Genomic DNA, 12,220 nt, shown 5'->3' on the forward strand with positions numbered 1-12,220 from the left:
TCACCGGCGTTCGAGCTGGACTGCCCTGCCGCCCAAGCCGTCCAGTCGCCGGTGTTGCCGATACGATCCACCAGACGGGCGCGGTACCACTGACTGACGCCCGCCCGCATCGGGCCATGCTGGTAATGCGTGGCCGGATACGGCACCAGCGCCAGTAATTGCGGGTTAGCTTTGTCTTCGGTGGTGGTGCGCTGAATCTCGGTGTATGCCGTATCACCTGAGCCATCCGGGAAAGCCCAGGTGATGTCGATAGCCCAGACGACATCGTCGCTCGCCAGCAGGCTCTGCGGCGTGCCAGGTTTGCCGGTTTTGCCCGTGAGGTAAGTCGTATCGGCGTAGCCCCACGGAGAGCCTGAATCCTGGGCGTTAAGCGCACGCACCCGCACGTCATAACTCCCGGTGTAAATCCCCTGCACGGTAAATCCCTGGGCGCTGCTCACCGGCACGTTTATCCAGTCGCCATTATCCTTGCGCCACTGCGTCTGGTACCGGATAGCGCCATCCACCCTGTCCCAGGACACATTCATGGTGGCAACGGTAAGTCCCTGCTCAATGTGGTCGGTTTCAGTGAGGGTAATGTTTTTCGGTGCCGGCAGAACACTTACCGGCGTGACGGTGACCGGTGCCGGGGTGATGCGCACGCCGTCATCGATATAGCGGTATTTATTCGGGTCATGCTGGACCGCGGTGATCGTGAAACCACCGTTGCTGTCGTCGTTAGCCCGGATGGATGTCACGCGAAAATACTGGATAGCCAGGTTATCGCTGTCGATGGCCCACACTGCACCGGACTCAGGCGGCAGCCTGAAGGGGGTGGTGACCGTCACCGTCTGTTTGTCTGCGCTGACGGACGCGATTGTCCGCGTCTGCGCCTTGCCGTCCGGCAGGTTGACCACCAGGCGGTCGCCAGCGGCATAGTCAGCAGGGCGATCAAGCGTGACATTACGCCCGCTCACCGCCCGGATACGCCCGCCGTTCTGTTTGCCGGCACGGAACGGATCCGCGATACCGATAATTTCTGCGGGCAGGGGAATATAACCGTCCAGTCCCACGCCAAATGACACCGTTCCGTCGCGCGCATTAGACAGCAGCGCCCAGCGGCCCCGGCGGTGCGCTTCGCTCTGGGATGTGCAGCCAATCGCCGTCATCGACATCTGGTTGACCCTGTACCGCTTCACCAGGTCGGAATCGTAGACACTCTCAACCGTGTCGCTGTAATGGTTCTGAGGATCAGACCACGACACCAGGGCAGACGAGTAGCGGTTTTTGTAGCTGCCGCCGCCGTAGGTAAACAACCCGTCGATCACGTTCGAGGCATGGTAGGTAAAATCCACTTCATCCTGTGGCACATCCGCGCGCACGTAAATCTGGTCGTTGCCCCAGAAGGTAATCCCGCGGAATATCGCCGCCAGATCGCTGAGAACGGTGTAGGCGTCCTGCTGGCTCTGGATGTAGACATTGCAGGTGAAGCGCGGCTCGGTCCCACCCGCCCCGTTCGACACCTTCTGATCGCAGTACTGCGCAATGGCGTACAGCTCCCACTTATCGATCATGGCAGCATCGATGCGAGTACCCATGCCGTAAATCTCATCCAGCACCAGATCGTAAAATACCCAGGCCGGGTTGTTGGTGTAGGCCATTTTGAAGCCACCGGACCAGGTGCCACTGTAGGTGCGCGTAACCGGGTCGTAGGAGTCCGGCACGCGTACCAGTTTCCCCTTCGGCCTGCAGGTCACCTTCGGCGCGCCACTGGTAAACTGGCTGGCATCGACCTCGATATACAGCAGCGCCGTATTGGGATAGCGTAACTTGCTGTCGATCACCTCAGCAAACGAGAACACTTTGAAGGCGTTTATCAGTTTTGAGTTCCCGATGGAATCAGGCGTGATACGACGTACCCGCACAGCCCAGCCAGTAGTGGCCGCTGGTAGATCAATGCGGATATCGCGCTGGTATTCCGTGGTTGTCTTTCCGTCGAATTTGCCGTTAACCACTGTCTGCCAGGCAGCACCATCAGTCGAGAGATCAACGGCGTACTCCGTGACCGTCCCGACCATGTCGCCGTTGTCTTTATAGGTGTACTGTACGGGCAGGCTCAGCTTAATACGCACGGCATCCAGCATCAGGTCAGAGAACTGGCGTGTCCAGGGCGCGGTGGTGGTGACGGTCACGTTTGCCGACATTTCGTTGTCGACTTCAGGCAACCCCTGAATATAGGTCTGATCCTGAGTGCCCTGGCGAAAATCCCACTTCACACCCGTAAAGTTATAGCTGCCGTCGGCGTTCGCCAGTGGGGTGTCGTTAAGGAAGATGTTCTGTGCCGTCAGCTCACCCTGGATTTCACCTTCAGCGATCGCCAGCAGCATTTTTAATTTTGCTGTCGACAGCAGGTCATCCGGATCCTCAACAGGGGTGTGCTGTTTAGCACTGCCGCCTTTACGTCCCTGAATAAGGGTTTCATCTTCGGGAAGTCGCATAGTTCACCCATAAAAAAAGCCACCCGGAGGTGGCCTGTAGCTAACAATAAATTTCACTGCTGGTCGCTGGAGAAGATCCCCGCGCTGATGACGGCCCCGCCGATCTCGCGCTCACCAAAGAACACAGGTACCGGATAACCCACAGCCACGGTATTCACCGGCGCGCCAAAGGCGTAGTTGGGTTTGTTGTCCGTGCTGGACGAGGCACCGACGTTGTATTTCGGCTGGGGTGTCAGCAGCTGGACAACACCCCCCAGCATCATCGACAGACCGAGTCCCGTAAGGGCCGTTGTTGTCGCGGTTGCGGCAGCTGTGCTCAGACCTATCGCCGTCAGCGAGGCACCCGCGGTAAAATACGCGGCCACGAGAGCCACCGCCCCGATAACGATCTGCAGCACACCGCCGCGTTTTGAACCTTCGGTAATGGCCGAAATACGGTACACCGTACCGCCGCGGGTCATGTCAAACTCGTCAAGGCCGATGTTGTTTTTGCCATTGAAGAAGGCAAAGCGGATCCCCTGCATATGCCCTTCTGACAGGTAGCGTTTAAAGCCGGGAACCTGGCTGCACATGGCGCGCAGCATCTCGCGCAGATCCTCAACGTGAAACTGGTGTTCGCGCCCGAACTTTTTCGCCATACGGCCTTCAAGAATGAGTGTCTTCAGCATTCATCAGCTTCCTGTGTCGGACCACACGAACGGTGCGGTCGCGGTAATATTTGCCGTACGGCACCCGGGCAGAGAGGCTGCCGAAATTATGGTGCAGCATGATGTTTTCCTGGTGCTCGTGATGACCGAGGTAAACAGCCGCGTGATTGGTTACCTGCGCCTGTATGCGCATCATGATCATATCGCCGGGACGCATATCAGCCGGGTCTACCTGGATAAAGCCTTCTGCCTCCCAGTTATCGTCGTAGCGATTTTCGCCCTGCTCCCACCACTCGTACGGTACCGAGTAATCACCCAGGGTAATGCCGTGCTCACGCTGAAACCACTCACGGATCAGCGACCAGCAGTCAGCAAAGCCCAGCACCCAGCGCCGCCCGGCGTAGTCCCGGTCCTCACGGGGTGCCAGCGTGCAAAAATCACCGTCCGGCCAGCTCATGATGCCCCATTCCACCCCGGACCAGTCGCACTGCACCCTGTCCATTTCGGACGGCACAAGCTGCACCACATCAGGATGCGAGTGGATAACCATAATGATTTCGCCCTGCTCCGATGCTGCCAGCTTATCCTCCGGCGAGATCGTGAAGGCCTCAGTGGGTGTTGCTGAAATATTCCGGCACGGAATGTACTGCTGCGCCCGTCCGGCCTGCACCACCACGCCGCAGGCCTCGTTCGGATATTCCGCGGCAACATTAGCGCGGATCGCATCCATCAGTTTTTTTCGCATGGTTATTTACCCTGAAGGTTTGCCGCCGGGAAGCCGCCAAACGGCAGCGGGTTACCGGTTCCGAACCGCGCTTCGCAGTCCTGCCTCTGGCCGCCGCACATATCCAGCGCCGGGTTATCTGTGGGGGTGCCATCCTTGAGAAAATAGCGGTTCCCGTTGTAGTCGCACCCGGTGCCGGTGCGGTACCAGCCGCGAGTGCACCAGGTGCAGACCGGCGTGATCTGCCGGGTGGGCAGCTGCAGGTTCTGGATGTCAAAGGGTGAGCACAGTTCAAAGTCGACCTGCACCCGCGTTTCAGCGGTTTTGGCGTTGACGTAAAAAAGCTGCACGCGTTCGTCCGCCGGGCTGGCATTCGGGTTGCCGGCTGTCCAGTTGGCCGCGTCCAGGTATTTCGCCAGCGTGGTGTGAATTCTTACCCTGGCCCTCGCCAGGTCGTCATACTCTAGGCAAAGCGCAGTCACGTAGTTGCCGACGTTCGACACGGAAAGCGTGGGTGTGGGCTGCGCCCCGGTGCTGGACAGCTCCAGGTCTTTCAGCTCGTAAGGGTAAGGGTCGTACTGCTGACCCTGCCAGATAATGGCAGGCAGGTTGTCAGCCGCGAATGCAGACCAGCCTGCAGAAGCAATATTGTGGGCATGGAAGCGCAAAATGGTATCCATGCCAAATTCGGTGCCGTCTATTTCAACCAGCTGGACTAACTGGCCCGGTTCCAGTTGCTGAATATCCTGCGTGAAACTCATATTCACCCCATAAAAAAACCGCCCGAAGGCGGTAAGTCATTCTGGATTTGAAGATAATCAGGGAGCAAAGGACTGCTCGAACGTGAACGCTACTGTCGCTTTTTTTCCGGAGGGGAACGAAGCACTGAAGGAATCAGCCTTCATCCGGTAGAGCTTCTTCTCCCCCCAGGGGTTCGTCCACCAGAACGATTTGGTGATGTGCGACATAAGAAACGCGCGCAGCACTGCGGCCTCGCTTCGTGTGCCCGTCCAGTCAAGATCCCAGACTTCGGACCTGTCATTGATCCCCATTCCAGCGACCTGTTTATACCCGTCGCCAAACTGGGACTGAAGCGTACGGGCGCTTTCTGTTCCCCGGGCTGATTTACGGGTGCGCCAGCTGAATGTGTCTGTCACTGCTACCTCCTCGGGTAAAGTACACCACCCGGCCCCATCTCCTTTTTAAGCCGGTCAGTGATGGTCTGCTGAACAATGCCCTGAAGCTGCCGCGCCGTTCCGATGGTGTCCGCCTGGCTGGACTCGCCGCCACCCTGCTGACTGACGCTGACCGGTGCATAAACGCTGATCCCTCCCGTGGCCGCAGCGGACATTCTGCCGCCACCGACCAGCCCGCCGGACGCGTAACCGCGCATCATGCTGTACAGATTCCCTACCCCGATCCGGCTGGTCGCCTCTTTGGTAAAAACGAACTCCCCGCGGTGCACCACCCCGGCAGGCTCATATTTACCGCCCGATCCGGTATAGCCGCCCCCGGCAAATCCGATAGCCGAACTGACTGCGCCCACGATCCCTACTCCCGCCTGTTTAAGGGCGATTTGCGCCAGCATCGAAAGCGTTGAGCCGGTGAAGTCACTCCACTTTGCTTTACCGGTGGTAAGCATGTCCGCAAGGTTTTGCGTCATTCCGTCAAAGGTGCTGGCCGCGACATTTTTCATCTGACCGTACGCGTCACCCGCAGAATCGGCGTAATCAGCCCAGGCGGATTTGCCACCAGACAGCCAGTCGCCGCGCACTTTATCCTGTTCCTGGTAATATCCCTGTAGCGCCTGCAGCTCTTTCTGGTAGCCCTGATCTTTTTCAGACCCGCCGCCGTTTTTCCAGCCCTGTAGTAACTGAGCCTCTTCATTGCGCCGCTGTGCCGCACGACTGCTCATCCCCGCGCTTTCCGCCAGCGCCCGGGTTTTCTCACCCATCTGGGTAACGTATTTTTGCGATGTATCCTGCAGACGGTTAAGGCGCTCCTGCGTGACGATCTGGTCACCCAGTTTTGCATTGATCTCTGCCTGCGCGAGCACCTTATCCTTGCTGGCGAGCAGGGACTTTTCATCTTCCGTCAGCGCCCGGGTTCTGGCGGCCTGTTCAAGGACCGTAAATCTGGCCTGCGCTTTCCACAATTGCTGGCGCTGCTGGCTGATCGTGTCATTGATATCACTGTGCTGACGCATAACCTCAAGCTGCGTCTGCAGCTCCAGTGTCTGCGCACTGGTGGTGTCGGTGAGTTTTGCACCCCCAGGTGTCCTGCTTTTCGTCGGCTTTTTCAGGGAGTCCTCGTACTCCTTTTTGGCCGCCGCCATGTTGATGTTGTAATCCGCCTGCAGGATCCGCCCATCTTTCAGCGCCTTATTCAGCTCATTCTGCCTGGCCGTGTATTTCTCCAGCGCTGACTGCGTTTTAGCGTAATTAGACTGCGCCTGTGAAGCATATTTCTGACGATCAGATTCCGCTACCGCTTCGCGCGAAGCATTCTCTTCATTAGCCCTGGAAATCCCCGCCTGCTGCTGCGCCATGTCCAGCGCCAGCCTGGCCGTTTCGCGGTCATTCCAGAACCGGGCACGGGCCTCATCATTTACATAACGGTCATCCTTTCGCAGATTCCAGATTTCATCGGCCTTTTTAAAAGCGGCTTGTGCTTTTGCCACCATTTCCTGCGCGGTATCGGGCCGACCGACATCAAGCGCCGCATCCCACATCGACTTAAATGCGCGTTTCAGCGTATCGGCAGCAGTTTCAATCGACCCCATATTGTCGCGGATGGATTTGGTCTGATCGTTGAATCCGGCGGTGGCCGCGTCGTTTGCCGCCTTAAGTGCCCCGGCTTCATCACCGGCACGCTGCAACTGGGCAACATGTGCGATTTGTTCGGCAGTGACGTTATGAAATTGCCGGGCCATGGCAATGAGCCCGGATGTCGGGTCAGTTGTCAGCTTGCCATACGCAGCGGCAACTTTATCGACTGGTACACCCGATGCTTCGGTGAAGCGGGCAACGGCCTGGCTCATGTCGTCAAAATGGGCACCGGCACGCACGCCCGCGTTGACAAGCCCGGTCAGGGCCTCACTGGTCTGGTTGAACGTCAGCCCTGCCGACTGTCCGTTTCTTGCCAGCATCAGCATGCGGTCGGCAGTCAGGCCTGCAGTGTTCCCCGAAAGTACCAGAGTTTTGTTGAAATCAGACAGAGTAGAAGAGCCCTGGTACCAGGCATAAAAAAGCGCGCCCGTTGCGACCGAAAGTGCACCGATGCCGAGCATCAACGGGGAAACCGTACCAGTCAGGGCTCTGAAGGTTGGCATGATCCCGCCAAAGGAATCTTTTACCTGCCCACCCTGCTGGAGCAAAATAAGCCAGGGGTTCTGACCACCCGCCAGCTGCGTTGCCACATCAGTAAACTGCGCCGGGAGCATACGCATTGCTGCGTTATACTGACCAACAGAGATGCCTGCCTTACGCGCGGCATTCTCCTGGCGGCTGAATGACTGCTGGATCCGCAAAGCAGAGTCGTTCGCAGCATTACCCGTTTGCCTGAATTCTTTTTTGACGTAGCTGATCTGCTCGTTAAATTTCGTCGAGTTGACGTCAAGATTAACGACCAGATCACCGACTGCCGTCTGGGCCATAGCGTATACCTCCAGAAATACCTTCCGCCTTCGCCATCAGCGCATCGTCGTCCGGCTCTGCTACATCAACGGGTTCAGATACAGGTGAAAGAATGCTGAAACTGTCCGGGGATAATTCCGGGTCGGCAAAAAACAGGGTTGAAATGGTGTAGAGCAGGCCGGAGAAATGGGCGTCCAGCTGCGCATCATGAAAGAAATTATCCTGGTAGAAGATTTTCCAGTCGCCATACTCCGTAGAGGACATGCCAGCAAGCATGGCGCGCCAGTCAGGGCGACTAAACTCACGCGCCAGTTTCAGGACGAACGTCAGCTCACTGGCGAGGGCTTTTCCGCCGTAACAGGCTCTGCAGGTTCGCTGATGCCAACCTGCGCATCTTCCAGCTGCGGTTCAATCATGCCGGAGAGGAGTTTCACCTTAAAATCCGCTTCAGCAATAAGCTCCGTCGGCCAGGTCTGCAGGACTTCATCCTGAATTTTCGCCACTTCCGCCGGCGCGCCATCAGGAAGCGTACCTTTCAGCGCATGACCATGCCAGAGCGACAACGCCACCAGGTAAGCACCATTTTTCACGGTGAGGGTGATAGCGGTCTGGAAATCACCTTCTTCAACCGCTTCCAGCTCTTTCAGGTATTCGAGGTGTTCAATGCGCTGCAGCGCGGACAGCTGGTACAGTGTCACGCTGCTGCCGTTATGCTCGAGCAGTTCAGTTTTAAGAAACATATTCACTCCGGAGTACGGGGCTCACGCCCCGGGATTCAGGAAACGGTCACCTTGCAGATTGCCGCAAAGTTACCGCTATTGGTCATGACAATAATTTCAACGGTGCCCGCCGCCACGCCGGTGACGGTCAGTACTGAACCATTGACCGTCACTGTTGCTTTCGACGGATCAGACGTCGCGACGCGGAAGGAAGCATCTGAAGCGCTGGCTGGCAGGACCGTCACTGCCAGTTGCGTGGTCGCACCGACAGCAACCGCTGCAGTGGATTTATCCAGGCTGATACCCGTCACGCCAATTACCGCAGTACCGCTGTCTTCTGCCAGTGAGGGTTTGCCGTTATTGGTGATCTTTGCCGTTCGGGTCATCACTTCTTTAGCCGAAACGGTCTTCCCAAGGCTGCTCACCCAGCCTTTAAAGACATCGACGGCGCCATTCGGGTACTTGATTTTGTATCCTTTAACCGTGCCGTCATCGAACCAGTTCACTAGGTCCTGCTGACCGCTTTCACCCGGCAGCCATGCCAGAGTAAAACTCGTGTCGCCTGCCGATTTCTGACCCTGCATGGATGAAGCCCAGTCGGCGTTGTCGTCATCGATATAGGTGTCGTCCTCTGACTCGGCGGTGAGTTCGCCTGGCTGCAGATCCTTGATCTTTGCCAGACGCAGCCAGTTAACATCCGAAAGGGGACTGGCGTAGGGATCGCCGCTTCCGGTGTAAATCCAGAGGGTGGTGCCGGCCCCTTTCGTCGGTGCCAGCGGGTTAGGTGTGGTCATAACGTCCTCACATTTCGTAGGTGATGGAATATTTCAGATCGGCTGAACTCCAGAGTCCGATATCATCATCGCGCTGGTAGTCATAGCCCTGCTGCACCATATTGGTGATAAGGGATGCAAGCCCCGGGATCTCCGCCAGAACCGGGTAAACACGCGCTTCCATCCATTCATCCAGCTCCGAATCAGGCACCCTGGCAGGAAGAAAGACTTCAACATGAAGAGTGGCCTGCCAGACATCGGCATCCAGGTCTTCCCCGGTATACTCCGCGTCGGTGAGATAAACGGCGACGGCCGGGAAATCTCCCTCTTCGAGCACTGCTGGCCTGCCGTCAAAATAAATGGCGTCAGTACCCATCGCGCTTTCCAGTGCGTCAAGAATCAACTGTCGGATATCACTGTGTTTCATTTTGTCATAATCAACCTGAGTTGGTTTGTAAGGGATGCCCGGAGCTCTTTGGGCATATCCGAGTCCATGAGCTTCGGCAGCTCAGCTTTAAATGCCGTGGTTAAAGGGGCTGCCAGAGGAATGCTGACCACTTCGATCGGATAACGGGGCTTTGCTGTTCGCCTCATGACGTGCCAGCGACCGTTTTTAAGCTGCTGAATGAATCCGCCCGGGAAACGGAACGGTCCAATGCGCAGCACGCTGTTGGCCCCTTTCTTATCCCGTTTTCTGCGGGAAAGGCGCACGCTGGCGGTACCCAGTTTTATGGCCGGTAAATTGCCTCGGTTTACACGGATAAGCGCGCGGGGTTTATTAACCGTCGCACGTCTCAGCCTGGCGCGTTGCTTTACCAGTTTTCGCGGGACCCGGGTATCTTTTGACACAACTGCCACGCTGCGGCTGACAGCCCGGTTTGCCACGCGGTTAACGGCCTGTGCCGACGCTCGCGGGACGGCGGTGTTGCTGACGCTGTTGAGATTCTCTATCGCCTGCTCAAGGCCTTTAATGGACATGCAGCCTCCTTAACGACGGCGGGTACCGGCGGGCGGGCTCCCGTTACCCAGCCAGATATGGCAGGAGCCACAATCGTCAGGGCCAATTCGCTCAACCCAGAAAGCCCGCCCGTTAATCATCAGAGTGTCCATACGCTCCAGTTGCTGGACAGTGGCTGATTTCACAAATAAAGACGGGCTGGTTCCTTCAATCCGTACCCCTGCCCCGGCATAACCAATATTCTCAGGATCATCGAAAACACCGTGGATCGTGACGCCCGACAAAGCGCCGGACGTCACCGTTGCATCAGCGCCCATGACGCCGCGAATCGTGTCATCCGCCCGTGACATAGCTGCATCAAAGAGATTATCGAAATCAGCCATGCGGTCCCCTTCAGACTTCTCTGGCCAGCCCCTTTGCGATCAGCTCGTCTGCATCCTGTTCGGATACGCGAATGATCACGCCGGGCTCAGCGATGGACACCGGTTCGTTACGCGTGGCATGCAGCGCGTCAATATGCAGGGTTGCCAGCGTTTCTACTGTTACCCGGTCATCGGTTGTGGTCGCTGTCGTTTTTTCTTTCGCCGCGTCAGCAATATCACCGTCGGTGCTGCCGGTGCTGCCGGTGCTGCCGGAAGCATTCTCCACGCCATTTTCACCGTCAACCGGACCGGCATCTCCATCCAGCTCCTCTTCAAGCTCAGCAATACGCATCGACAGCTCCTGGATGGTGCCGCTGGTATTCACGTCACGGCCAAGCATTTTGCCCAGCTCTTTCAGCCGGGCGATCAGTGTCTCTTTTTCAGTCATGGAAGCTACTCCGAAAAATTGGCCCCGAAGGGCCACCGGGTGGAAGTTACGCGAGTTTGACGGACACAAACTCGTCCGCGTCTGCCAGCAGCATCAGCGGCGCGGACTGGATCATGGTGAATTCACGTGCCGGATCACCGGTCTGCACCCAGTTTTTTGGATAGCGTGCAGAGGCGTTAATGCCCTCGCGCTGCGCGTCCACATCCTGGATACAGCCATAGGTTCGCAGACCGCGCGCCTGTGTGTTACCCAGTACCATAGTGTTATCCGGCAGGTAATTCTTCTGCACGCCCCCTTCAACGTACTGACCGGCATACACGACGATTGCCACATCGCCGTACATACCCTTGTAGGAAACCGCCTGACCGAGATCCTTGAGTGCGGTTTCCAGCTCAGAGTTAGAGCCGCGGCGGGTATCCAGCTTGTCCTTGACGGCCTTGAAGGAACGGAACAGTGACCAGCCTTTTGGATCGAACACGATGATGTTGACCACGCCACTGGCATTCACCGCATACGTCTCGATGTCATCGGTCGGATCATAGGTTTCCTTGTCCCGGGCGGACCAGGCCGCAGCACCTGCCTGAACAATGTTGTTTCTGGCGCTGCGCTGCATATCCACCTCCACCGGCTCGAACGCCTCCCCGGTCATGGTGTATTTACCGCTGAGTACGGCGGATACGGCCTGCATCTCTTCTACCTGCGCAATCGCCAGCTCTTCATCCTTCATGTTCTGAAGAATGATGCGGCGGCGGCGATAGGCAGGATCCGCCAGGTTCTGTGGATCTTCATCCGGCAGACGACGCAGGGTCATCTGCGGGTTTACTTCGTGCTTGGGTTTGACATATCCAGGTGTAAATTCTGAGGTGGTACCCCCGCGGGAACGGATGACCTTGCCGGAAATAACAGGCGAGACATAGAGTGCCATGTTCACCATGCCCGGGATTTGCGACAGGTACACTTTCTCAGTGCTGAAGGGATAGCTTTCGCGGAAGAAAATGCGCAGGAAAAGCGGATCGAACTTAAATTTCTTCTCATTGACCGCCAGCAACTGGGCAGTGGTATACGTTGACATAGATTTTTCCCGAAAAAAAAGCCGCGCTGGCGGCCTTTATGGATGAAAGAGACTGATATGAAGCGACTTAGACGATGCTGATGCCCGTGCCGGTGAATGCATTGCGCTTAATGTGGTCGTCGGTGACGGCAGAAGGCCAGAGCACATCTTCGATGCGGAATGAACCGGATTTATAAAATGCCAGTTCTGCACTGTTCTGGTCAGCAGTAACCGCCAGAATGCCGCATGCTGCACCTGCATGCTCGCCGTCCCAGATGGTCAGTTTACCGGACGTAGCATCGAGCATGAGCGGGGTCATTGCCGGGGCGGATGCCGTCAGTGCGCCCGGTACATACGCGGTGTGTGCCGGATCGCTGTTACCGAGCGGCTGGTGATGAGTAAATACTTCAGTGATTGCCATGTTAG

General features: G+C 57.1%; 13 protein-coding genes and 2 pseudogenes. All 15 read right to left on the reverse strand.

Going from position 1 to position 12,220, the window contains the following annotated elements; translation table 11 throughout:
• Positions 1-13: 13 nt before the first annotated feature.
• A pseudogene (locus ACOKCT_RS00440) lies at positions 14-2,477 on the reverse strand (host specificity protein J); the annotation flags it as partial.
• 53 nt (positions 2,478-2,530) lie between these two features.
• Entirely contained in the window at positions 2,531-3,145 is a 615-nt protein-coding gene (locus ACOKCT_RS00445; RefSeq protein WP_262673253.1) for a tail assembly protein, read from the reverse strand.
• A complete protein-coding gene (locus ACOKCT_RS00450) occupies positions 3,123-3,869 on the reverse strand; it encodes a C40 family peptidase (RefSeq protein ID WP_420193044.1) in 747 nt (248 codons plus the stop codon). The genes ACOKCT_RS00445 and ACOKCT_RS00450 overlap by 23 nt, the downstream gene beginning before the upstream one ends.
• 2 nt (positions 3,870-3,871) lie before the next feature.
• Entirely contained in the window at positions 3,872-4,609 is a 738-nt protein-coding gene (locus tag ACOKCT_RS00455; RefSeq protein WP_420193045.1) for a phage minor tail protein L, read from the reverse strand.
• Positions 4,610-4,666: 57 nt separating this feature from the next.
• Positions 4,667-5,005, reverse strand: a complete 339-nt coding sequence (locus ACOKCT_RS00460) for a phage tail protein (protein WP_420193046.1) — start codon at positions 5,003-5,005, stop codon at positions 4,667-4,669.
• Positions 5,006-5,007: 2 nt separating this feature from the next.
• Entirely contained in the window at positions 5,008-7,503 is a 2,496-nt protein-coding gene (locus ACOKCT_RS00465) for a phage tail tape measure protein (protein WP_420193047.1), read from the reverse strand.
• Positions 7,487-7,813, reverse strand: a pseudogene (locus ACOKCT_RS00470) (phage tail assembly protein T); the annotation flags it as partial. The pseudogene ACOKCT_RS00470 and the gene ACOKCT_RS00465, both read right to left, overlap by 17 nt.
• Positions 7,810-8,223 carry a phage tail assembly chaperone G gene (gpG, locus tag ACOKCT_RS00475; protein ID WP_138368731.1) on the reverse strand — a complete coding sequence of 138 codons (414 nt, stop codon included), beginning with the start codon at positions 8,221-8,223 and terminating at the stop codon, positions 7,810-7,812. The pseudogene ACOKCT_RS00470 and the gene gpG, both read right to left, overlap by 4 nt.
• Before the next feature lie 35 nt (positions 8,224-8,258).
• Positions 8,259-8,996: a phage tail protein gene (locus ACOKCT_RS00480; RefSeq protein ID WP_138368730.1), complete on the reverse strand. Its 738-nt coding sequence runs from the start codon at positions 8,994-8,996 to the stop codon at positions 8,259-8,261.
• Positions 8,997-9,003: 7 nt separating this feature from the next.
• On the reverse strand, positions 9,004-9,402 hold the full coding sequence (locus ACOKCT_RS00485; RefSeq protein WP_138368729.1) for a phage minor tail U family protein: 399 nt from the start codon (positions 9,400-9,402) through the stop codon (positions 9,004-9,006).
• A complete protein-coding gene (locus ACOKCT_RS00490; RefSeq protein WP_420193048.1) occupies positions 9,399-9,953 on the reverse strand; it encodes a phage tail protein in 555 nt (184 codons plus the stop codon). Before ACOKCT_RS00490 ends, ACOKCT_RS00485 begins: the two co-directional genes overlap by 4 nt.
• Positions 9,954-9,962: 9 nt before the next feature.
• On the reverse strand, positions 9,963-10,316 hold the full coding sequence (locus ACOKCT_RS00495) for a head-tail joining protein (protein WP_138368727.1): 354 nt from the start codon (positions 10,314-10,316) through the stop codon (positions 9,963-9,965).
• A 10-nt stretch (positions 10,317-10,326) separates the two neighbouring features.
• Positions 10,327-10,743, reverse strand: coding sequence for a DNA-packaging protein FI (gpFI, locus tag ACOKCT_RS00500; protein ID WP_420193049.1), 417 nt, complete (start codon positions 10,741-10,743; stop codon positions 10,327-10,329).
• Between the two features lie 46 nt (positions 10,744-10,789).
• Positions 10,790-11,815, reverse strand: a complete 1,026-nt coding sequence (locus tag ACOKCT_RS00505; RefSeq protein WP_420193050.1) for a major capsid protein — start codon at positions 11,813-11,815, stop codon at positions 10,790-10,792.
• A 67-nt stretch (positions 11,816-11,882) separates the two neighbouring features.
• The gene (locus ACOKCT_RS00510; RefSeq protein WP_420193051.1) at positions 11,883-12,215 is read right to left on the reverse strand and encodes a head decoration protein; all 333 of its coding nucleotides are present in this window, start codon (positions 12,213-12,215) and stop codon (positions 11,883-11,885) included.
• Positions 12,216-12,220 lie beyond the last annotated feature (5 nt).

Source organism: Leclercia sp. M-A074-M (assembly GCF_965195605.1).
Taxonomy (GTDB): domain Bacteria; phylum Pseudomonadota; class Gammaproteobacteria; order Enterobacterales; family Enterobacteriaceae; genus Enterobacter.